The organism is Pseudomonas citronellolis (assembly GCF_029335315.1).
Classification (GTDB): domain Bacteria; phylum Pseudomonadota; class Gammaproteobacteria; order Pseudomonadales; family Pseudomonadaceae; genus Pseudomonas; species Pseudomonas citronellolis_A.
The window spans coordinates 3,642-28,410 of sequence record NZ_JARJLT010000102.1 but is presented as its reverse complement, the minus strand read 5'-3'; the positions used below and the strand labels follow the sequence as shown (position 1 = coordinate 28,410).

3 protein-coding genes are annotated in these 24,769 nt (G+C 72.7%); all 3 read right to left on the bottom strand.

Annotated elements, in window-relative coordinates:
- Positions 1–54: 54 nt before the first annotated feature.
- Positions 55–999: an alpha/beta hydrolase gene (locus P3W75_RS08600; protein WP_276226949.1), complete on the bottom strand. Its 945-nt coding sequence runs from the start codon at positions 997–999 to the stop codon at positions 55–57.
- Between the two features lie 62 nt (positions 1,000–1,061).
- Positions 1,062–11,981, bottom strand: a complete 10,920-nt coding sequence (locus tag P3W75_RS08595; protein WP_276226948.1) for a non-ribosomal peptide synthetase — start codon at positions 11,979–11,981, stop codon at positions 1,062–1,064.
- Positions 11,981–24,769, bottom strand: coding sequence for a non-ribosomal peptide synthase/polyketide synthase (locus tag P3W75_RS08590; protein WP_276226947.1), 12,789 nt, complete (start codon positions 24,767–24,769; stop codon positions 11,981–11,983). The genes P3W75_RS08595 and P3W75_RS08590 overlap by 1 nt, the downstream gene beginning before the upstream one ends.

Below are 24,769 nucleotides of genomic sequence, written 5' to 3'. Positions count from 1 at the left end.
GCCGGTTCGCGAGCAAGCTCGCTCCTACAAGAGCAGGGCCATCCTGCGTGGGGGTTACCAGCGGGAGGCGAGGAAGGTGGCGGCGGCGCGGTAGCGTTCGGCGACTTCCGGCACCAGGCCGCCCATGCGCAGGAAGTCGTGGGTCAGGCCGCGGCACAGGCTGGCGCTGACGTCCACGCCCTGCTCTTCCAGGGCCTTCGCGTAGGCCAGGCCCTCGTCCTGCAACGGGTCGTACTCGGCGATCTGCAGCAGCGCCGGCGCGCTGCCGCGCAGGCGCTCGCCGGCGTACAGCGGCGAGCAGCGCCAGTCGGCCTTGTGCTCCGGCGTGGGCGCGTACTGGGCGTAGAACCAGTCCAGCGAGGCGCTTTCCAGCAGGTAGCCCTCGGCGAACAGCTCCATCGATTCGCTGTACCGGGTGGCGTCCACCGCCGGGTAGAACAGCAACTGCGCGCGCGGTTGCACGGCGCCCTCGGCAGCCAGTTCGGCGGCCAGCACGCTGGCCAGGGTGGCACCGGCGCTGTCGCCGGCCAGGGCGACGCGCGCCGGGTCCAGGGCGAACGCGGCGGCGTGGCCTTGCAGCCAGTTCCAGCTGTCGCGGGTGTCTTCCACGGCGCCGGGGAACGGCGTTTCCGGGGCCAGGCGGTAGGCCGGGGCCAGCACCGCGCAGGCGCAGTCGCGGGCCAGCTGGCGGCACACGCCGTCGTGGGAATCGAGGCTGCCGACGGTATAGCCGCCGCCGTGCAGGTACAGCAGCACCGGCCAGCCGGCGGCGGGCGCGGCGTTTTCCGGCAGGTACAGGCGCGCGTCCAGCTCGCCCTGGCGCGTCGGCAGGCGCAGTTGGCGCACCGGCAGCGTGGGCGCGGCGTTCTTCAGCGCCGCCGAGGACGCCTCGAATTCCGCCCGCGCCTGTGCCGGGGTCAGGTCGTGCAGAACCGGGCGACCGGCCAGGCGGCCTTCGTCGACCATGTCGAGGAAGGCGGAGATTTCCGGGTGCAGCATGCTCACCTCTGTGGCGAAGGGTTCGCCCCGGCGCGGCGCCGGGGCATTCGGGTCGGGCCGGGTCACGCCGGCAGCGCTGCGCCAGCCTTGGCGCAGCAGTGTTCGATCACCCCGTGCAGCTCCTCTTCCAGCAGCGCCATCAGCCGCTCGACGCTGGAGCGTCGGTAGCCGCGCTTGCTGTACAGGCAGCGCAGGGCCAGTTCGCCGTCGTAGACCTGGCCGATGATCTCCAGCCAGTTGTTCAGCGGCGTGCTGGCGGCGTAGGCGTCGCCCGGGCGTTCCTCCAGCGGGACGAACAGCGCCTGCTCGTCGAAGCTCTGGTCGAACTGCCCGAGGTAGTTGAAGGTCACCCGTGGCTGCGCGCGGGCGGCCAGCTGGCGACGCACGTCGGGCGCGCCCAGGTAGCGCAGCACGCCGTAGCCGATGCCCTTGTCCGGCACCGCGCGCAGCTGCTGGCGCACCGCTGGGATCGACTCGGCGTAGCCGCCCCGCCCCGGTGTCAGGCGCAGCGGGAACAGGCTGGTGAACCAGCCGAGGGTGCGGCTGTGGTCGACGCCGTCGAGGAGGTCCTCGCGGCCGTGGCCCTCCAGCCCCACCAGCACCGACTCGCCACCGCTGTGGCGGCACAGGGCGCGGCCCAGGGCGGTCAGCAGCAGGTCGTTGATCTGCGTGCGGTAGGCCTCCGGCGCCACCTTGAGCAGGCGCGCGGTGCGCGCGCGGTCCAGGCGCAGGCGCACCTGCTCCATCTCGGCCATGCGCTGGCGCCCGCGCGGGTTGTCCAGGGCCGGCTCGGCCAGGCCTTCGGCGTCGGTCTGCGCCAGCCAGTAGTCCAGCTCGGCGGCCAGGCGCGGCGTCTCGGCGTGCCGGCGCAGGCCTTCGGCCCAGGCGCGATAGGCGCTGGTGCGTTCGGCGAAGACCGGCGCGCGGCCCTCGCCGAGCTGCTGGTAGGCCTGTTGCAGGTCCTGCAGGAGGATGCGCCAGGACACCCCGTCCACCCCCAGGTGGTGGATGGCCAGCAGCAGCCGGTGGCTGCCGTCGGCCAGCTCGATGTAGGCCGCGCGCAGCAGGCGCCCGTCGCCGATGCGCAGGCTGCGCTGGGCCTGGTTGGCAATGGCCAGGGCGGCCTCGGCGTCCGCCGCCTGGCGGGTCCACAGCAGCGGCTCGGCGTCCAGGCCCAGCTCGGCCACCTCGCGGTAGCGTTGCCGCCACTGGCCATCGGCGCCGCGGGCGAAGGCCAGGCGCAGGCTGGCGTGCTCGGCCAGCAGCGCGCGCAGCGCCGCCTCCAGGCGTTCGCCGTCCAGGGCCTGGCGGCAGCCCAGCAGCACCGCCTGGTTGAAGTGGTCCGGCGCGGCCAGTTGCTGGTCGAACATCCATTGCTGGATCGGGATCAGGCCGAAGGCTTCGCCGTCGTCCGCGACCTGCGCCAGCGGCTGCTCGTCGGTGTCGGCGGCGCGCTGCTCCAGCACGGCGGCGATGGTCTGGTACTGCAGCAGGTCGCGCAGGCGGATTTCCCGGCCGATGTCCCCGGCCTGGCGTGCCCGCGACACCACTTGCAGGCTGAGGATGGAGTCGCCGCCCAGGTCGAAGAAGTTGTCGTGGATGCCGACCCGCTCCACCTGCAGCACCTCGGCCCAGATCGCCGCCAGCGCGCGCTCGGCGGCGTCGCGCGGGGCGACGCAGGCGTCGGCCTGCCACTGCGGTTCGGGCAGCGCCTTGCGGTCGAGCTTGCCGGCCGGGGTCAGCGGCATGCGCTGCAGCGCGATGATCTGCGCCGGCACCATGTAGTCCGGCAGGCGCGCACGCAGCCAGGTACGCAGCTCGTCGTTGCTCGCGGCGCTGTCCAGGTAGCTGACCACATAGCCGACCAGCTGCTTGCCGGACAGCCCGTCGCGCGCCACCACCAGCGCCTCGGCCACCTGCGGGTGCTCCTGCAGGCGCGCCTCGATCTCGCCCAGCTCGATGCGGAAGCCACGGATCTTCACCTGGTGGTCGATGCGTCCGACGTAGTCGATCACCCCGTCGGCGCGGCCGCGCACCAGGTCGCCGCTGCGGTACATGCGCTGGCCGTCGCCGGCGAAGGGATCGGCGACGAAACGCTCAGCGGTCAGTTCCGGGCGCTGGTGGTAGCCGCGCGCCAGGCCTTCGCCGCCGATGTACAGCTCGCCGGCCACGCCCAGCGGCACCGGGCGGAGCTCTTCGTCGAGGATGTACAGGCGGCGCTGGCCGACCGCCTTGCCGATGGGTGCGTAGGCGGCGCCGCACTGGCTGTCGCGCGCGGCCTTCCACAGCAGCGGCGTGACCACGGTTTCGGTGGGCCCGTAGCCGTTGATCAGGTACTGCGCGCCGAGCGCCTGGCGCGCCAGCTCGTAGCTGGCGTTGGGCACGGCGTCGCCGCCGAAGCAGTAGATGCGCATCGGTGGCGGGTTGCCTTCGCGGCGCGCGTGTTCGGCCAGTTGCAGCAGGTAGGCCGGCGGGAAGGCGGCGACGTTGACGGCGTGCTCGTGCAGCGCGGCGTAGGTCTGTTCCGGGGTCCACAGCTCGTCGCCACGGATCACCAGGCTGCCGCCGTGGACCAGGGTGGTCAGCCAGCGCTCGTGGGCGCCGTCGAAGGCGAACGACATGAAGTGCAGCTCGCGGCTGTCCTGATCCATGCCGTACAGCTCGCCGATGGCCGCGCAGTGCATGGCCAGCGGCGCGTGGGCCACGCTCACGCCCTTGGGCCGGCCGGTAGAGCCGGAGGTGTAGATGATGTAGGCCAGGTGCTCGCCCTCCAGGGCCACCACCGGCAGGTCGCTGTCTTCGTCGTCCAGCCGCAGGCCGTCCAGTTCCAGGCAGGCCACCCCGGCCGGCAGCGGCAGGCGCCCGCGCAGGCGGCTGTCGGTGAGCAACAGGGCGATGCCGGCGTCCTCCATCTGGAATGCCAGGCGTTCGCGCGGGTAGTCGGCGTCCAGCGGCACGTAGGCGCCGCCGGCCTTGAGCACCGCCAGCAGCGCCAGCGGCAGGCGCGCGCCGCGCGGCAAGGCCACGCCGACGCGGGTCTCGGGGCCGACGCCGAGGGCCATCAGGCGATGCGCCAGGCGGTTGGACTCGCGCTCCAGGGTGGCGAAGTCGAGCTGCTCGCCTTCACTGATCAGCGCCACCGCGTCGGGCCGCAGGCGCGCCTGGCGGGCGATCGCCAGGTGCACCGGCTCGGCCGCCAACGGCGCCTGGTGCGGGCCTTGGCAGGTGGCCAGGGCCTGGCGCTCGACGGCGCTCAGGCATTCGACGTCGGCAACGCGCGCGGCGCCGGCCAGCAGGCTGGCGAGGATCGCCTCGTAGTTCGCCCGCAGGCGCTCCACCGCCTCGGCGGCGAAGTGGCTGCGCAGGTACTGGAACTCGATCTCCATGCGCTCGCCCACGCGCACCGCGAGGTCCATCGGCACATTGGTCACATCCTTCAGGGCGATCTCGCCGAAGCGCGGCCCGGCGCCGCTGCGCAGGGCCTCGTCCACCGGGTAGTTCTCGAACACGATGATGCTGTCGAACAGCGCCTGGCCGCTGAAGCCGGCCCAGCGCTGGATGTCGTACAACGGCGTGTGCTCGTACTCGCGCAGCGCGGCGTTGTCCGCCTGCAGCTGGCGCAGCCAGTCGCCCACGGCCTGCCCGGCGTCCGGCGCCTGGCTGACCGGGAGGGTGTTGATGAACAGCCCGAGCAGGCTCTCGGCGCCGGCCAGGTCCGCCGGGCGCCCGGCCACGGTGGCGCCGAAGGCGACCCGGCGCTTGCCGGTGTAGCGCTGCAACAGCAGCAGCCAGGCGCCCTGCAGCAGGGTGTTGAGGGTGATGCGCTGGCTGCGCGCGTAGTCCTTCAGCGCGGCGGTGGCGGCCGCGTCGTAGTGGCTGTAGGTGGCGCCGTGGCCCTCGCCCGCCGCCGGGCGCGGCAGCGCGTCGGCCAGCAGGGTCGGCTCGTCCAGGCCATCCAGGCGCGCGCGCCAGAAGGCTTCGGCGGCGACCGGGTCCTGGCGGCGCAGCCAGGCGATGTAGTCGGCGTAGCGGCCTTCCACCGCCGGTAGTTCGGCGCCGGCGTAGCAGGCGAACAGCTCGCGGATCAGCTGCGCGCCGCTCCAGCCATCCATCAGCAGGTGGTGGGTGGTCCACAGCAGGTGCTGGCGGCCGGCGCCGAGGTCGAGCAGGGTCAGGCGCTGCAGCGGCGGCCGGGCCAGGTCGAAGCCGCGGGCGCGGTCGGCTTCGGCATAGGCCGCCACGTCGTCGACGTCGTCGCGCAGCAGCAGCTCGGCCGGCACGTCGCGATAGACCACCTGCAGCGGCTCGCGCAGCCCGGCCTGCCAGAGGAAGCCACTGCGCAGCGCATCGTGGCGCTGCACCACGCGCGCCCAGGCGGCCTGGAAGCGCGCGGCGTCGAGGCCTTCGACCGGCACGCTGAGCTGGTTGAGGTAGAGCCCGGAGCCGGGGTTGTCGAGGGCGTGGAAGAGCATGCCCTGCTGCATCGGCGACAGCGGGTAGAGGTCTTCCACCGAGCCGAGGTCCAGGCCCAGGCGTTGCAGCTGGGCCTCGTCCAGGCCGGCGAGCGGGAAGCGCCCCTCGCCCGCCGGGCGCTGCAGCGCCGCGCCGCAGCTGTCGCCGGCCTCGCTGACTACAAGGGCCAGCTGGGCGATGGTCGGGCCTTCGAACAGCTGTCGCGGGGTCAGCAGCAGGCCTTCGCGGCGGGCGCGGCCGACCAGCTGGATGGAGACGATGGAATCGCCGCCCAGCTCGAAGAAGTTGTCCTCCACGCCCACCTGCGGCAGGCCCAGGACCCGCTCCCAGAGCGCGGCCAGGCGCCGCTCCAGGTCGTTGCGCGGGGCCACGCGCTCGCGCTGCGCCAGGCTGAAGTCCGGATCCGGCAGGGCCTTGCGGTCGAGCTTGCCGTTGGGCGTCAGCGGGAAGCGCGGCAGCGCCTGGAGCGACGCCGGCACCATGTAGTCCGGCAGCTCGCCCTGCAAGGCGCCGCGCAGGGTCTCGGCGCTGGCGTCGCCGACCACGTAGCCGAGCAGCTGCTTGCCGAACGCACCGTCACGGGCGATCACCACCGCCTCGCGCACGCCGGGCTGGGCCAGCAGGCGCGACTCGATCTCGCCCAGCTCGATGCGGAAGCCGCGAATCTTCACCTGGTGGTCGATGCGGCCGAGGTATTCCAGCACGCCATCGGCGCGCCAGCGGGCCAGGTCGCCGGTGCGGTACATGCGGCTGCCGGCTGCACCGAAGGGGTCGGCGACGAAGCGCTCGGCGGTGAGTTCCGGACGCTGGTGGTAGCCGCGCGCCAGGCCGTCGCCAGCGATGTACAGCTCACCGGCCACGCCGATCGGCGCGGGTTGCAGCGCGCCGTCCAGCACGTAGAGCTGGGTGTTGGCGATGGGCTTGCCCAGCAGCGCGCGAGCGCCCCGCTCGATCTTCCAGGCCGCCGACCAGATGGTGGTTTCGGTCGGGCCGTAGAGGTTCCACAGCGCGTCGGTCTGCGCCGTGAGTACATCGGCCAGCTCGGCGGACAGCGCCTCGCCGCCGCAGAAGAAGCGGCAACCCTTCAGGCGCGGGAAATCCTCGTGGGCGCTGAGCATCGTCCAGGTGCTCGGGGTCGCCTGGATCACACTGACGCCCTGCTCCAGCGCCACGCCCAGCAGCTGCGACGGATCGCGGGCCACGTCGCGGTCCACCAGCACCACGCGGGCGCCGACCAGCAGCGGCAGGTACAGCTCCAGCGCGGAGATGTCGAAGGACAGCGAGGTCAGCGCGAGGACACTATCCTGCACCGAAAGACCCGGCTCACGGGCCATGCTCAGCATGAAGTTGACTACCCCGCCATGCCGTACCGCCACGCCCTTGGGCTTGCCGGTGGAGCCGGAGGTGTAGATCACATAGGCCAGGTCGTCCGGGCTGGCCAGGTTGTCGAGGTCGCTTGCGTCCAGCGCCTCGACCTCGGCCCAGTCGGCGTCCAGGCAGAAGGTCCGCGCCTCGCCGACCGGCAGCTCGGCGAGCAGGTGCTGCTGGGTCAGCAACAGCCGCACGTTGCCGTCTTCGAGCATGTGCGCCAGGCGTTCGGCGGGGAATTCCGGGTCCAGCGGCACATAGGCGGCGCCGGCCTTGAGCACCGCGAGCAGCGCCACCGGCAGCTCCCAGGAGCGCTCCAGGGCGACGCCGATGCGGCTGTCGGGACCTGCACCCTGCTCGCGCAACCAGCGCGCCAGGCGGTTGGCGCGGGCGTTGAGTTCGGCGTAGTCCAGGCTGCGCAGGCCATCGGTCACGGCGATGGCATTCGGGCTGCGCGCAACCTGGGCCTCGACCAACTGGTGCAGGCAGGCGTCCAGCGGGTAGTCCATGAAGCTGGCGTTCCACTCGCCCAGCAGCGCCTGGCGCTCGGCGGCCAGCGGCAGGGCCAGCTCGCCCAGGGCGCGCTGGCCGTCCTCGGCCATCCGCTCCAGCAGTTGCAGCAGGTGCCCGGCCAGGGCCTCGACGGCCGCATCGCTGAAATGGCTGCGGCGGAAGTCGAAGTTCAGCCGCAGGCTTTCGCCCTGGGCCACCATCAGCGTCAGCGGGTAGTTGGTGTGTTCCTCGGCGCGCAGGTTGGCGAAGCCCAGGCCGCCCGGCGCCTGGCGCAGGGCCTCGGCCACCGGGTAGTTCTCGAACACCAGCAGGCTGTCGAACAGCGCTTCGCCCGCCTGGGCGAACCAGCGCTGGACGCTGCCCAGCGGCGTGTGTTCGTGCTCGCGCAGTTGCAGGTTCTGCGCCTGCAGCGCCTGCAGGTAGCCGGCCACGCTGTGCTCGGGGCGCGGCGCGAGGATTACCGGCAGGGTATTGATGAACAGCCCGAGCTGGCTTTCCACTCCGGCCAGGTCGGCCGGGCGCCCGGACGCGGTGGCGCCGAAGGCCACCGCCGGCTGCCCGCTGTAGCGTTGCAGCAGCAGGCCCCAGGCGCCCTGCAGCAGGGTGTTGAGGGTGACCTGGTGGGCGCGGGCGAAGGCCGCCAGCTGCGCGACGCGCTCCGCCGTCAGCAGCCGCTGGACCTGGCCGAAGCCCTCGCCGCCGACGCCGCGCGGCAGGCTGTCGGCCAGCAGCGTGGGGGCGTCCAGCGCGGCCAGTTGTTCGCGCCAGAAGGCTTCGCCGTCGTCGCGACCCTGCAGCCACTGGATGTATTCGCGGTACTCCGGGCTCGCCGGCACTGCCTCGCCCAGGTAGCGGCGCAGCGCCTCGGCGAACAGCTGCGAGTTGCTCCAGCCGTCCAGCAGGATGTGGTGGTGGGTATAGATCAGCTGGTGGCGCGACTCGCCAGTGCGCACCAGGGCCAGGCGCAGCAGCGGCGGCTGGCGCAGGTCGAAGCCGCGCTCGCGTTGCGTCTGCGCCAGGGCGTCGAGGGCCGCGTCGCGGTCGTCGTGGGCGCGCCAGTCGAGCACCTCCAGCGGCAGCGCCAGTTCGCGGTGGATGGCTTGCAGCGGCTGCTCCAGGCCCTCCCAGAGGAAGCCGGCGCGCAGGTTGTCGTGGGCATCCAGGGCGGCCTGCCAGGCGGCGCGGAAGCGTTCCGGGTCGAGGCCATCGACGTCGACGCGCAGCTGGTTGACGTAGACGCCGTCCTCGCCGTCATAGAGGCCGTGGAACAGCATGCCCTGCTGCATCGGCGACAGCGGGTAGAGGTCGCTCACGAGGTTGGCGTCCAGGCCCAGTTCGGCCAGGCGCGCGGCGTCCGGGCGCGGCAATGCCGGCGTGGCGGGTTGGACCACCTCGGCCTGGCCGGCGACCTTGGCCAGGGCCTGCAGGGTCTGGTGCTGGAACAGGTCCTTGGGGCTCAGGCGCAGGCCGGCCTGGCGCGCACGGCTGACCACCTGGATGGAGACGATGGAGTCGCCGCCCAGCTCGAAGAAGTTGTCGTCCAGGCCGACCCGCTCGACGCCCAGTACCGCCTGCCAGATCGCCGCGAGCTGCTGCTCGGCGGCCGACTCGGGGGCGCGGTAGTGGCGCTGCAACTGGCTGAAGTCCGGGTCCGGCAGGGCCTTGCGGTCGAGCTTGCCGTTGGGGGTGAGCGGGAAGCGCGCGAGCACGCTGACCTGCGCCGGCACCATGTAGTCGGGCAGCTCGCCCTGCAAGGCGCCGCGCAGGGTCTCGGCGCTGGCGTCGCCGACCACGTAGCCGAGCAGCTGCTTGCCGAACGCACCGTCACGGGCGATCACCACCGCCTCGCGCACGCCGGGCTGGGCCAGCAGGCGCGACTCGATCTCACCGAGTTCGATGCGGAAGCCGCGAATCTTCACCTGGTGGTCGATGCGCCCGAGGTATTCCAGCACGCCGTCGGCGCGCCAGCGGGCCAGGTCGCCGGTGCGGTACATGCGGCTGCCGGTCGCACCGAAGGGGTCGGCGACGAAGCGCTCGGCGGTCAGTTCCGGGCGCTGATGGTAGCCGCGCGCCAGGCCGTCGCCAGCGATGTACAGCTCACCGGCCACGCCGATCGGCGCGGGTTGCAGCGAGCCGTCCAGCACATACAGCTGGGTATTGGCGATGGGCTTGCCCAGCAGCGCACGCGCACCGCGCTCGATCTTCCAGGCCGCCGACCAGATGGTGGTTTCGGTCGGGCCGTAGAGGTTCCATAGCGCGTCGGTCTGCGCGGTGAGCACATCGGCCAGTTCGGCGGACAGCGCCTCACCGCCGCAGAAGAAGCGGCAGCCTTGCAGGCGCGGAAAGTCCTCGTGGGCGCTGAGCAGGGTCCAGGTGCTCGGAGTCGCCTGGATGACGCTGACGCCCTGCTCCAGCGCCACGTCGAGCAACTGCGACGGATCGCGAGCGACGTCGCGGTCCACCAGCACCACGCGGGCGCCAACCAGCAGCGGCAGGTACAGCTCCAGCGCGGAAATGTCGAAGGACAGCGAGGTCAGCGCGAGAACCCGGTCGTGCGCTGAGAGGCCCGGCTCGCGGGCCATGCTCAGCATGAAGTTGACTACCCCGCCATGCCGTACCGCCACGCCCTTGGGCTTGCCGGTGGAGCCGGAGGTGTAGATGACGTAGGCCAGGTCGTCCGGGCTGGCCAGGTTGTCGAGGTCGCTATTGTCCAGCGCCTCGACCTGGGCCCAGTCGGCGTCCAGGCAGAAGGTCCGCGCTTCGCCGACCGGCAGTTCGCCGAGCAGGTGCTGCTGGGTCAGCAGCAGACGCACATTGCCGTCGTCGAGCATGTGCGCCAGGCGTTCGGCGGGGAATTCCGGGTCCAGCGGCACATAGGCGGCGCCGGCCTTGAGCACCGCGAGCAGCGCCACCGGCAGCTCCCAGGAGCGCTCCAGGGCCACGCCGATGCGGCTGTCGGGACCTGCACCCTGCTCACGCAGCCAGCGCGCCAGGCGGTTGGCGCGGGCGTTGAGTTCGGCGTAGTCCAGGCTGCGCAGGCCATCGGTCACGGCGACGGCATTCGGGCTGCGCGCGGTCTGCGCTTCCACCAGTTGGTGCAGACAGGCGTCGCGCGGATAGTCGACGGCCGTGGCGTTCCACTGCAGCAGCAGGCTCTCGCGCTCGCCGTCGTCCAGCAGCGGCAGGCGCTCCAGGGCTTCGCCGGGGCGCTCGCAAATGCCCTGCAGCAGGCGCAGGAAGTGGCGTTGCAGGCGTTCGATGGTGCTCGCGTCGAACAGGTCGGTGGCGTACATGAACTGCCCGCGCAGCTGGCCGTCGCGGCTTTCCTCGGTGTTCAGGGTGAGGTCGAACTTGGCGATGCCGGCCTCCAGCTCCAGGCTTTCCAGGCTCAGTTCGCGGCCATTGGCGGCCGGCAGCCGGCGCAGGCTGTCGCGGCGGCTCGGCTGGTGGTTGCAGGCCACCTGGAACAGCGGGTTGTGGCTCAGGCTGCGCTCCGGTTGCAGCGCTTCCACCAGTTGCTCGAAGGGCAGCGCCTGGTTGCCCTGGGCGCCGAGCACGGCCTGGCGCACCTGCGCCAGGAAGGCGTCGAAGGCCTGCTGCGGCTCGGCCTGGCTGGCCAGCACCTGGGTATTCACGAAGAAGCCGACCAGCCCCTCGCACTCGGCGCGGCTCCGGTTGGCCACCGGCACGCCGACGCGCAGCTCGCGCTGGCCGCTGTAGCGCAGCAGCAGCACCTTGAACGCCGCCAGCAGGAGCATGAACAGCGTGGCGCCCTGCCCGCGCGCCAGTTCGCGCAGGCGCGCGGCCAACGCCGCCGGCACCTCGAAGTCCAGCGCCGCGCCGCGATAGCTCTGCACCAGCGGACGCGGGCGGTCGCCGGGCAGGCTGAGGAGGATGTCCTCGCCGCCCAGCTGGGCCTTCCAGTACTCCAGCTGGCGCTCGCCCTCCCCGGCCGCCAGCCACAGGCGCTGCCAGCGCGCGTGGTCGGCGTACTGGATCGGCAACGCCGCCAGTTGCGCCGGCGCGCCGCTGACATGGCCGGCGTAGAGGCTGGCGAACTCGTCGATCAGCACGCCCATCGACCAACCGTCGGCGATGATGTGGTGCAGCACCAGCAACAGCAGGTGCTCTTCCTCGCCCAGGCGCGCCAGGGCCACCCGCAGCAGCGGCCCCTCGGCCAGGTCGAAGGGCTGCGCGGCGGCCTGCTGCAGCCAGTCGCGCGCGGCGCCTTCGTCGCTGAAGTCGGCGTGCAGCCACTGCGGCGCCGCCTCGGCCTGCAGCCACTGGCTGGGCTCGCCGCCCTGCTCGCGGAACTGCGTGCGCAGGCTTTCGTGGCGCGCCACCAGGTCGGCGAAGCTGGCGCGCAGCGCCGCCTCGTCCAGCGGGCCGCGCAGGCGCACGGCGGCCGGGATGTGGTAGGCGGCGCTGTCCGGCTCCATCTGGGCGAGGAACCACAGGCGCGCCTGGGCCGCCGACAGCGGCGCGCACTCGACCGGCTGGCGGAGGATCGGCAGGCGTTCCAGGCTCACGCCCTTGTCGCGCAGCTGGCGCAGGAAGCTGACCTGGCGTTCTTCGGGCAGCGCCGCCAGACGCTCGGCGATCTGTTTCAGTTGTTCGTCGTTGCTCATTACAGACTCTCCAGCTCGCCCAGCAATTCGTCCATCAGGTCCAGCTCGTCCTGCGCGTCGGCGGCGCCGGCGCGTTGTTCCTCGACCCAGGCCGCCAGGGCGGCCACGGTGCTCAGCTCGAACAGGCGTTGCAGCGGCATCTCCAGGCCCAGGCGCTGGCGCAGGGTCAGGCCGGCCTGGGTCAGCAACAGCGAGTGCCCGCCCAGTTCGAAGAAGTCGTCGTGGATGCCCACGCGCTCCACCTGCAGCACCTGTTGCCAGACCTCCGCCAGCTCGCGTTCCAGTTCGCTGCGCGGCGCCACGTGGCCGCGCGCCTCGCCGGCGAACTCCGGTGCCGGCAGCGCCTTGCGGTCGAGCTTGCCGTTGGGCGACAGCGGCATGCGTTCCAGCACCAGCACCTGGGCCGGGACCATGTAGTCCGGCAGGTGCTCCTGCAGCGCGCGGCGCAGGCTGTCGCCATCGACGCCGGCCACCGCGTAGGCCAGCAGTTGCTTGCCCTGGGCCGTGTCGCGGGCCACCACCACCGCTTCTTCCACCTGCGGCAGCGCCTGCAGGCGCGCCTCGATCTCGCCCAGTTCGATACGCAGGCCGCGGATCTTCACCTGGTGGTCGATGCGCCCGACGTATTCGATCACTCCGTCGGCGCGACGCCGCGCGAGGTCGCCGGTGCGGTACATCCGACTGCCGCTTGCATCGAAAGGATCGGCGACGAAGCGCTCGGCGGTCAGCCCGGCGCGCGCGTGGTAGCCGCGCGCCAGGCCGACGCCGCCGATGTACAGCTCGCCGGCCACGCCTTGCGGCACGGGTTCCAGGCGCGCGTCGAGGACGTACAGGCGCAGGTTGTCGATCGGCCGGCCGATGGGCACCTGCTGGCGCTCGTCGTCGCCCTCGCAGGCCCAGTAGCTGACGTCGATCGCCGCCTCGGTCGGGCCGTAGAGGTTGTGCAGGCGCGCGCCGTGGCGCTGGCGGAACTGCTGTTGCAGCTCGTAGGGCAGCGCCTCGCCGCTGCACATCACCTGCTGCAGGCTCGGGCAGCGCTGCAACTCGCCGGAGGCCAGGAACAGCTGCAGCATCGAGGGCACGAAGTGCAGCACGCTGACCTCGGCGGCCACGATCACTTCGCGCAGCGCCGCCGGGTCGCGGTGCGCGCCGGGCGCGGCGACCACCAGGGTCGCGCCGGCGAGCAGCGGCCAGAAGAACTCCCACACCGAGACGTCGAAGCTGAACGGGGTCTTCTGCAGCACCCGGTCGGCGGCCGTCAGTCGGTACTCCCGCTGCATCCAGTGCAGCCGGTTGACCAGCGCCGCGTGGCTGTTGCCGGCGCCCTTGGGCTTGCCGGTGGAGCCGGAGGTGTAGATCAGGTAGGCCAGGTTGTCCGGGCTGCCCTGGGTCGGCAGGTCGCTGCCGTCCAGCCCTGCGTATTGGTCACGCTGGCTGTCCAGACAGAAGGTCCGCGCGCGGCTGGCCGGCAGGCGTTGCAGCAGGTGCTCCTGGGTCAGCAGCAGTTGCACGCCGCTGTCGTCGAGCATGTGTTGCAGGCGCTCCTGCGGGTAGTCCGGGTCCATCGGCACGTAGGCGCCGCCGGCCTTGACGATGGCCAGCAGGGCCAGCACCAGTTCCACCGAGCGTTCGGCGGCCACCCCGACCAGCACGTCCGGCCCCACGCCCTGGGCGCGCAGCCAGCGCGCCAGGCGGTTGGCGCGGGCGTTCAGCTCGCGGTAGCTCAGGCGCTCGGCGCCGAACTGCACGGCCAGGGCTTCGGGCGTGGCGGCGACCTGGCACTCGATCAGCGTCTGCAGCTGCACCTCGGCCGGGAACGCGGCGGCGCTGGCGTTGGGCGCCAGCAGTTGCCGGTCGCGCTCGCCGGCGTCGAGCAGGCGCAGGTCGCCCAGGGCGCTCTCGGCGTCATCGGCCAGGGCCAGCAGCAGGCCTTCGAAGTGCCGGCGCAGCTGTTCCACCTGGCTGGCGCAGAAGCGCTCCGGGCGATAGCTGTAGCGCACGTCCAGGGTCTGGCCGGCGCTGGCCACCAGGGCCAGGGCGTAGTTGGTGCCGTCCAGCGCCTGATGGCCGAGAATCCGCAGTTCGCCCTGGCCGGCGCTCAGCGCGGCGTCCATGGGGAAGTTCTCGAACACCAGCAGGCTGTCGAACAGCGCCTGGCCGGGGCGCCCGGCCCAGCGCTGGATGTCGTACAGCGGGCTGTGCTCGAACTCGCGGACGTCCAGGTTGTGCGCCTGCAGGGCGCGCAGCCAGTCGCCCAGGGGCTGGGCGTCGTCCGGAGCCTGGAGGATCGGCAGGGTGTTGATGAACAGGCCGAGGGTTTCCTCGGCGCCGGCCAGCTCCGCCGGGCGCCCGGCCACGGTGGCGCCGAAGCACACCTGGCGCTGCCCGCAGTAGCGTTGCAGAAGCAGCAGCCAGGCGCCCTGCAGCAGGGTGTTCAGGGTGACCCGCTGCCGCTGGGCGAAGGCTTGCAGGCGTGCGGTGGCGGTCGCGTCCAGGCGGGTGTTCAGCGCGCGCGGAGTTTCCTCGCGGAAGGTCGCGGCGCAGGCGTCGGCGAGCAGCGTGGGCTCTTCGAAGCCGGCCAGGCGCTGGCGCCAGAACGCCTCGTCACGCGCCGCGTCCTGGCCTTGCAGCCAGGCGATGTAGTCGCGGTACTGGCCGTGGGCGGCGGGCAACGGCTGGCCGTGGTAGACGGCCAGCACTTCGGTGATCTGCCGCGCGCTGCTCCAGCCGTCGACGATCAGGTGGTGGCAGGTCCACACCAGGTGGTAGCGGCCTTCGCCCAGGCGCACCAGGGCCAGGCGTTGCAGCGGCGGCCGGGCCAGGTCGAAGCCGCGCTGGCGCTGCTCGGCGGCCAGTTGGTCGAGGTCGCCGGCGGTTTCACGCCAGTCGAAGCGTTCCACCGGCAGCTCGACATTGCGCAGCACGAATTGCAGCGGCGTGGGCCGCGCCGCGTCGGGCGCGAGGAAGCCGCTGCGCAGGCTGGCGTGGCGCGCCAGCACCTGGCGCCAGGCGCCGAGGAAGCGCTCGGCGTCCAGGCCGTCGAGGTCGACGCGAAGCTGGTTGACGTAGAGCCCGGCGCTGTCCAGGGCGTGGAACAGCATGCCCTGCTGCATCGGCGCCAGCGGGTAGAGGTCTTCCACCTCGGCGCCCAGGGCCAGGCCGTCGAGCTGCGCCTGGTCGAGCCCGGCCAGCGGCAGATCGGCCGGGATCAGCGCGGCCGGCGCCGTCAGGCTGTGCGCGATGAGCGCGCGCAGCTCGCTTTCCAGGCGCGCGGCCAGGTCGGCCATGGCGGCGCCGTCGAACATCGCGCGGCTGTAGGTCAGCTCCAGTTGCAGGCGGCCGCCGAACACCCGGCCGTTGAGCACCAGCCAGTTACCCAGCGCCGCGTCCAGCGGCTGGCAGCGGCCGACGCTTTCGCCGGCGGGGGCGAAGATGGCGTCGGCGAACTGCTGGTCGAACTGGCCGAGGTAGTTGAAGGTGACCCGAGGCGGCAGCAGCTCGCGCAGCGCGGCGCCGGCCGCCGACAGGTAGCGCAGCTGGCCGAAGCCTATGCCTGCGCGCGGCACCGCGCGCAGGCTGGCCTTGACCGCTTTCAGCGAGGCGCCGAGGTCGGCCGCCGGGCGCAGGCGCAGCGGGTAGAGGCTGGTGAACCAGCCGAGGGTGCGGCTCAGGTCCAGCGCCTCGCCGTCGTCGAAGGCGTCGCGGCCATGGCCTTCCAGCTCGACCAGGGCTTCCGCGCTACCGCTCCAGGCGCACAGGGCGCGGGCCAGGGCGGTCAGCAGCAGGTCGTTGACCTGCGCGCGCTGGGCGTGCAGCGCCGGGCCCAGCAGCTGGCGGGTGGCCTCGGGGTCGAGGGCGAAGTTCAGTTGCTCGGCCTGGCGCCAGGTCAGTTCGGCGTCGGTCTTGGCTGGCAGCGCCGGGGCGTCGCGCAGCTGCGCCTGCCAGTAGGTCAGTTCGGCCGCCACGGCCGGGCTGTCGGCGTTGGCGCGCTGGCGCAGGGCCCAGGCGGCGTAGCTGTCGCTGGCCGGCGCGGCGTGCGGCGGCTGGCCGGCGCGCAGGCTGCGGTAGGCGCCTTGCAGGTCTTCCAGCAGCACCCGCCAGGACACCCCGTCCACCGCCAGGTGGTGGATGACCAGCAGCAGGCGTTCGCCGCCGTCGGCCAGGCTCACATGCAGGCCACGCAGCAGCGGGCCCTTGCCGATGTCCAGGCTGGCCTGGGCTTCGTCGCACAGGCGCTCCAGGGTCGCGCCGTCGGCGGCGCGGCGGCGCCACAGCAGGGTCAGGTCCAGCGCGGCCGGCTCGGCGACGCGCTGCTGGCCGTCGGCGAAGCGCAGGCGCAGCGCCGGGTGCTGCTGCAGCAGCCAGTGCAGCGCGCGGTCGAGGGCGTCGAGGTCGATGGCCTCGCGCGGTTGCAGCAGCACGGCCTGGTTCCAGTGGCTGCGCTGGGCGAGCGGCACACGCTCGAAGAAGCGCGCCTGCACCGGCGCCAGCGGTAGCTCGGCGGCCACGCTCGGCGCGCTGGCTACTACTGGCGCAGCTTTCGGCGCCGCGCTTTCCAGCCACTGCGCCAGGGCGCGCACGCTCTGCCGCTCGAACAGCTGTTTGGGGCTGAGCTTGTAACCCAGCTTGCGGATGCGCGCGATGATCTGCAGGCTGAGGATGGAGTCGCCGCCCAGCTCGAAGAAGTTGTCCTCGGCGCCGACGCTGGCCACCTTGAGCACCGCCTGCCAGATGCCGGCGATCTGCGTTTCCAGCTCGCTCAGCGGCGCGGCGGCGCTGGCCACCCTGGCCTGCGGGCGCGGCAGCGCGGCGCGGTCGAGCTTGCCGTTGGCGGTCAGCGGCAGGCGTTCGAGCAGCAGCACCTGGGCCGGCAGCATGTACTCCGGCACCTGCGCGGCGAGGCGCTCGCGCAGCGCGTCGGCGGACTGCCCCGGCGCCACGCACCAGGCCAGCAGGCGCAGCGGGCCGTCGCCATCGCGCTCGGCCAGCACCTGGGCGTCGGCGACGCCTTCCAGGCCCTTGAGCGCCAGCGCGACTTCCGCCGGCTCCACCCGGTAGCCACGGATTTTCACCTGTTCGTCCAGGCGCCCGAGGAATTCGATCAGGCCCTGGTGGTTCAGGCGCACGCGGTCGCCGCTGCGGTACAGGCGCTCGCCATCGCGTTCGATGAAGCGCTCGGCGGTCAGCTGCGCCTGGCCGAGGTAGCCATCGGCCAGGCCGGCGCCGCCGATGTACAGCTCGCCGGGCACGCCGGCCGGCAGGTCGCGGCCCTGCTCGTCGAGTACGCGGACGAAGGTGTTCGCCAGCGGGCGGCCCACGGCCAGGGTAGCGGCCGGCAGTTCGCAGCCCAGCTCGTGGGTCAGCACGCCGACGGTGCTTTCGCTGGGGCCGTAGTGGTTGACGATGCGCAGTTGCGGCGCCAGTTCGCGCACCCGTTGCAGCAGGCCGCGATCGCAGGCCTCGCCACCGAGCACCAGCAACTGCCGCGGCAGCACGGCGAGCGGGTTCGGCGCGGCGGCCAGCAGGCCGCGCAGGTGGCCGGGGACGATCTTCAGCACGTCTACCGCGCCCTGCTCCATGAAGGCGGCGAAGCGCTCGGCGTCGGCCACCGCCTGGGCGTCCGCCAGGCACAGCCGGCCGCCGCTGCACAGCGCGCCGAACAGCGTGGTGTGGCCAAGGTCGGCCGCCACCGAGGAGACCATGGCCATGCCCAGGCCCGGCTCGAGCGCCAGGCGTTCGAGCACGCCCTGCACGTAGTTGGCCAGCGCGCCGTGGCTGACCAATACGCCCTTGGGCTGGCCGCTGGAGCCGGAGGTGAAGATCACGTAGGCCGGCGAAGCGGCGTCGATGGCCACCGCAGGGGTCTGCTCCGGACCCTGTTGCGGGCCGCCCCGCTCCACCAGCCAGGCCTGTTCGGCGAAGCTCGCGGCGCGCTCGGCATCACCCAGCAGCACGAAACGCGCGCCGCTCTCGGCCAGCACCTGGCGCAGGCGCGCGTCCGGCTGTTCCGGGTCCAGCGGCACGTAGGCGGCGCCGGCCTTGAGCACACCGAGCAGCATCAGCAGCCATTGCGCGCCGCGCGCCTGGCACAGCGCCACGCGCTCGCCGGGCTGCACGCCGGCGGCGATCAGCGCGTGGGCCATGCGGTTGGCGCGAAGCTGCAGCTCGGCGTAACTGTACTCGCCGTCCCAGGCCTGCACGGCGATGGCCTGCGGGTCGCGTGCGGCGGCGCCGTCGAGCAGCGCCAGGACGTTGTCCGCCGGCCACTCGCGGCGTTCCCCGCGCAGCACGGCAGCGGCTTCCGGCGCCGCCAGCGGCAGTTCGCCGAGCGGCCGTTGCGGCTGTTCGCACAGGCGCTGCAGCAGCTCGCCGAACTGGCCGGCGATGGCCGCCACGCTGGCGTCGTCGTACAGGTCGCGGGCGTAGACGAAGCTGCCGCGCAGCTCGCCGTCGGCGCCTTCGGCCATGTCCAGCGCCAGGTCGAAGCGCGCGCCGTACTGTTCCTCGCTGAACAGCTCCAGGCGCAGCGCGCCAGCGTCCGGCAGGCGGCTGACGTCGAAGCCGTAGTTGAACTTCACCTGCACCAGCGGGTTGTGCGCCAGGCTGCGCTGCGGTTGCAGGGCTTCCACCAGCTGTTCGAAGGGCAGGTCCTGGTTGGCCTGGGCGCCGAGGGCCAGCGGCTTGATGGCGGCCAGCAGTTCGCTGAAGGAGGCGTTTTCGTCGATGCTCAGCGGCAGCGCCTGGGTGTTGACGAAGAAGCCGATCAGGCCCTCGGTCTCCAGCTGCTGGCGGTTGGCGATGGGCACGGCGATGCGCAGCTCGCGCTGGCCGCTGTGCAGCTTCAGCAGCAGCGCGTAGGCGCCGAGCAGAAGCATGAACGGGGTGACGTCCTCGGCCTGGGCCAGCGCCTTGAGGCGGCGCCCCAGCGCGGCGTCGAGGCTGAAGCCGAGGCTGCCGCCACGGTAGCTCTGCACGGCCGGTCGCGGGCGGTCGGCGGCCAGTTCCAGCACCGGGTGCTCATTGCCCAGCAGGGCCTTCCACCAGGCCAGCTGGCGTTCGCCCTCGCGGCCTGCGAGCAGCTCGCGCTGCCACTGGGCGTAGTCGGCGTATTGCAGCGGCAGCGCCGGCAATTGCAGCTCGCGGCCTTCCGCGAAAGCGCTGTAGAGCTGGCTGAACTCGTCCACCAGCACACGGATCGACCAGCCATCGGAGACCATGTGGTGCAGGGTCAGCAGCAGCACCTGGTCGTCTTCGCCGAGCATCAGCAGGCTCAGGCGCAGCAGCGGGCCCTGGCGCAGGTCGAACGGCAGCAGCGCCTCGGCCTCGGCCAGGCGCCGGGCCTCGGCTTGCGGGTCGGCGTGCGGGTTGGCGTGGCCGCTCAGGTCGACCCGCGCCAGTTGCAGCGGCAGCGCCGGCTGGATGCGTTGCAGCGGCGTGCCGTCGATCTCGTCGAAGGTGGTGCGCAGGGTTTCGTGGCGCGCCACCAGGGCGTCGAACGCGCGCAGCAGCGCCGCCTCGTCCAGCGGGCCGCGCAGGCGCAGGGCGCCGGGCACGTTGTAGGCCGCGCTGTGCGGCTCCATCTGCCAGAAGAACCACAGTCGCGCCTGGGCCGCCGACAGCGGCAGCTCGGCGTCACGCGGCAGCGCGCGCAGCTCGCTCCGTTCACTGCGCGGCGCGGCTTCCACGCGCAGGGCGAAGGCGGCCAGCGCGCTGGCCTCGAACAGCGCGCGCAGCTCCACTTCGCGGCGCAGTTCGCGGCGGATGCGCGAGACCACCTGGGTGGCCAGCAGCGAGTGGCCGCCGAGTTCGAAGAAGTCGTCCTCGCGGCCGATAGCGGCCACGCCGAGCACGCTGCTCCAGATCGCCGCCAGCTGGCTTTCCAGCCCCTCGCGCGGCGCCGCGCCGGCGCCCTCCTCGGCCGCTGGTTCCGGCAACGCGCGGCGGTCGATCTTGCCGTTGGCGTTGAGCGGCATGGCCGCCAGGGCGATCAGCCGCGCCGGCACCATGTAGTCCGGCAGTTGTTCGCGCAGCGCCGCTTTCAGCGCCTCGCCGTCCAGTTCGACGCCCGGCTGCGCGCTGACGTAGCCGAGCAGACGCCGGCCACGGCCGTCGTCGCGGGCGATCACCGCCGCCTCGCGCACGCCGGGCAGCGCGCGCAGGCGCGCCTCGATCTCGCCCGGCTCGATGCGGAAGCCACGGATTTTCACCTGCTGGTCGGCGCGGCCGAGGTAGTCGAGGGCGCCGTCCTCGCGCCAGCGCACAAGGTCGCCGGTGCGGTACAGGCGGCCGCCGGCGCGGGCGAAGGGGTCGGCGACGAAGCGTTCGGCGGTCAGCGCCGGGCGCTGGTGGTAGCCGCGCGCCAGGCCCTGGCCGCCGATGTACAGCTCGCCGGCGACGCCGCGCGGCAGCGGTTGCAGCTGGTCGTCGAGCACGTACAGGCTGCGCGAGCCGACTACTTCGCCGATCGGCGCGTAGGCGGCGCCGCATTCGGTGGCGGCGTCGGCTTTCCACAGCATGGGGGTGACCACGGTTTCGGTCGGGCCGTAGCCGTTGATCAGGTGTTGCGGCCGCAGCGCCGCCTTGGCCAGTTCGAAGGCGGCCTCGGGCACGGCGTCGCCGCCGAAGCAGTAGATGCGCATGCTCGGCGCGTGGCCGCCGTACTGCGCCTGCTCGGCCAGCTGCTGGAGGTACGCCGGCGGGAAGGCGGCGACGGTCACCTGGTGGCGGCGCAGCTGGTCGAGGGTCTGCTCGGCGGTCCACAGCTCGTCGTTGCGGATCAGCAGGCTGGCGCCGTGGGACAGCGCGGTGAGCCAGCGCTCGTGGGCGCCATCGAAGGCGAAGGACATGAAGATCAGTTCGCGGTCGGCCGGGCCCATGGCGTAGCGCTCGCCGATGGCGCGGCAGTGCATGGCGATCTCGCCCTGGGCCACCGCCACGCCCTTGGGCTGGCCGGTGGAGCCGGAGGTGTAGATCAGGTAGGCGAGGTTCTGCGCCTCCACCCGCGCGTTCGGGCGCGCGGCGGACCAGTCGTCCAGCGCCACGCCGTCGAGGTCCACGCGCAGCACGCCGGCCGGGGCCGGCACGCGTTCGGCCAGGCTGGAGTGGCTGAGCAGCACGTCGATGCCGGCGTCTTCCATCAGCCATTGCAGGCGCTCGCGCGGGTAGTCGGCGTCCAGCGGCAGGTAGGCGCCGCCGGCCTTGAGCACCGCCAGCAGCGCCAGGGGAATCTCCACCCCGCGCGGCAGGGCCACGCCGACCCGGCGCTCCGCGCCCACGCCGTGGCTGATGAGCAGGTTGGCCAGCTGGCTGCTGCGGGTGTCCAGCTCGGCGAAGCTCAGCTGGCCGTGGGCGTCGATCAGCGCCGCCGCCTCGGGACGCGCCTTGGCCTGCTTGGCGATGCGTTCGGCGAGCGCTTCGAAGCCCGGCCGCGCCGGCACTTCGGCCACCCGCCAGTCCTCGTCGGGCAGCCAGGCGGCGGCCTGCAACGGGGCTTCCGGGGCCAGGCGCAGCAAGGCCTGCAGCAGCCGCACGAAGTTGCCGGCCAGGCGCTGCATGCCGTCGGCCGCGTAGCGTTCGGCGGCGTAGCAGAAGCTCAGGCGCAGGCTGTCGTCGCCTTCGCGCACGCGCAGCACCAGGTCGAACGGGGTCTGCAGGTCGATCTGTTCCAGGCTGGCGACTTCCACGCCGGCCAGGCCGCCGCCGGCGCGCGGCAGCCACTGGTGGTCGAAGGCCACCTGGCACAGCGGATGGCGGCCGTGGCCGCGCTCCGGTTGCAGCGCTTCCACCAGTTGCTCGAACGGCAGGCCCTGGTGCGCCTGGGCCTGCAACAGGCCCTCGCGCACCTGGCGCAGCAGCCCGGCCAGGCTGAGCCCGGCGGGCAGCTCGTTGCGCAGCACCAGCAGGTTGACGAAGAAACCGACCAGGCGTTCGGCGTCAAGGCTGTCGCGGCCGGCCTGGGTCAGGCCGACGCGCAGGTCGTGCTGGCCGGTGTAGCGTTGCAGCAGCAGGTTGAAGGCGCCCAGCAGGAGCATCGCCAGGGTCACCCCGTGGCCCTGGGCGAGGTTGCGCAGGGCGCGGGTCAGCTCGGCGTCGAGCTGGCTGTCGATCAGTTGCGCGCGGGCGCCCTGGCCCGCCGCGTGGGGCAGCGCGAAGGGCAGCAGCAGCGGCGCGTGCTCGTGGCCCAGGCGGGCTTTCCACCAGTCGAGCAGGCGCTCGCCCTCCCCGGCCAGCAGGCGTTGGCGCTGGGCTTCGGCGAGGTCGACATAGTGCAGGTCGAGGGCCGGCAGCACCGGCTCGCGTTCTTCCAGGGCGGCGCGATAGCACTCGGCGAACTCGTCCAGCAGCAGGCCCAGCGACCAGCCGTCGGCGACGATGTGGTGCACGCACAGCAGCAGCGCCTGGTGGCCGCCACCGACCCGTTGCAGGTGCAGGCGCAGCAGCGGGCCGCCGGCCAGGTCGAAGGGTTGCGCGGCGAAGGCTTCGCTGTCGGCGCGCACGGCTAGCTTGCGCCGGGCGTCGCCGAGGGAGGTGAAATCGGCTTCGCTGAACGGCAGCTCGGCGCTGGCCTCGATGCGCAGCGATACCTCGCCGTCGGCCTGCTCGACGAAGCGGCTGCGCAGGCTCTCGTGGCGCTCCAGCAACTGGGCGAAGGCGCGTTCCACCGCACTGCGGCGCAGTTCGCCACGCAGTTTCAGGCGCCCGGCGATGTTGTACAGCGCGCCCTGCGGGTCGAGTTTCCAGAGGAACCACAGGCGCTTCTGCGCCGGCGACAGCGGCAGCAGGCCGCCGCGCGGCAGGCGCTCGATCGGCGCGGGTTGCTGCACCGCCTGGCTGCCGAGGGCGGCGACGAAGGCACCCAGTTCCGGCGCCTCGAACAGCTGGCGCAGTTCCACCGCGCGGCCGTTGCGCTCGCGCAGGCGCGCCACCAGTTGCGCGGCCTTGATGGAGTTGCCGCCGAGGGCGAAGAAGTTGTCGTCGCGGCGGATCGCCGGGGTTTCCAGCACTTCGCTCCAGAGCGCGGCCATGGCCTGCTCGTCCAGGCTCAGCGCCGCCACCGGCTCGTTGCGCGCCAGCCCGAGCTGCTCGCCGGCGCGCTGCACGGCGTAGGCCTGCAGGCTGCCGTCGAGCAATTGCTGGCGGCACGCCGAGCGTTGCAGCTTGCCGCTGGAGGTCTTCGGCAACGCGCCGGGCTCCAGCAGCGCCACCACCAGCGGCGCTTCCTGGAAGGCTTCGGCGACGGCGCTGGCGATGGCCTTGGCCAGGGTCTCGGCGGGCACCAGCTTGCGCACGCTGCGGCCGATCTCGGCGGCCACGGCGATGCCTTCGCGGCCCTGGTGTTCGATGGCGAAGGCGCTGACCCGGCCCTTGCGCACCAGGTCCACCTCTTCCTCCACGCAGCGCTCGATGTCCTGCGGGTAGAGGTTCTGCCCACGGACGATGATCATGTCCTTCAGGCGCCCGGTGACGAACAGCTCGCCGTTGTGCAGGAAGCCCAGGTCACCGGTGCGCAGCCAGGTGCGCCCGTCGCGCTCGACGAAGGTCCGCGCGCTGGCCTCGGGGTTGCGCCAGTAGCCCAGGGCGACGCTGGGGCCGGCGCTCCAGACTTCGCCGACGCGGTCTTCGCCCAGCGCCTCGCCGCTGACCGGGTCGACCAGCCGCAGCGGGTGCTCGGGCTGCGCGCGGCCGCAGTTGATCAGCGGGCTGCCGCGCCCCGGGCGGGCGATGTTGTCGGCCAGGGCGCGGGTGTCCACTTCCAGTTGGCCGATGCCCTGGCCGCGCTGGCCGCCGCTGACGAACAGGGTCGCCTCGGCCAGGCCGTAGCAGGCGAAGTAGGCGTTGCGCTGGAAGCCGGCCGGGGCGAACCAGGCGGCGAAGCGTTCCAGGGTGTCCGGGCGGATCGGCTCGGAGCCGGAGAAGGCCAGGCGCCAGCGGCTCAGGTCGAGGCCTTCCAGGGCCGCCTCGCCGACCCGCTCGCAGCACAGCCGGTAGGCGAAGTCGGGGCCGCCGCTGACGCTGCCGCCGTAGCGGCTGAGCGCTTCCAGCCAGCGCCGCGGGCGTTCGAGGAAGTAGCGCGGCGACATCAGCACGCATTCGATGCCGCTGTAGATCGGCTGCAGCAGGCCGCCGATCAGGCCCATGTCGTGGAACAGCGGCAGCCAGCTGACGATCACGTCGTCGGGCTGGATGCCGAAGCCGTGGCGGATCAGCTTTTCGTTGGCCAGCAGGTTGCCGTGGCTGACCTGCACGCCCTTGGGTGTGGCGGTGGAGCCGGAGGTGTATTGCAGGAAGGCGATGCTGTCGTCGCGCAGGTCCGGCATGCGCCAGTCCAGGGCCAGCTCGGCCGGCGCGCGGTCCACCGCCAGCAGCAGCGGCTGGATGCCGCTGGCGCGCTGGCAGGCCGGGCGCAGCGCATCGATCAGGCTGGAGTCGGTGAGCACCAGGCTCGGCTCGGCGTCGTCGAGGATCGCCCGCAGGCGCGCCAGGTGTTGCGGGCGCACCGATTCCGGCGGGTAGGCCGGCACGGCGATGACCCCGGCGTAGAGGCAGGCGAAGAACGCGGTGACGTAGTCGGCGCCACTGGGCAGCAACAGCACGGCGCGGTCGCCGGGCGCCGCGCTCTGCCGCATCCAGGCGGCCATGGCGCGGGCGCGCTGGTCCAGCTCGCGGTAGCTCAGGGCCAGTTCCAGGTCCTCGGCGACGAAGCGCAGGGCGGTCTCGCGGGGCGTCTCGGCAGCCCGTTGCAGCAGGGCTTCGACCAGGTTGGCGGCGGCGTCGTAACGGTCGTTCAT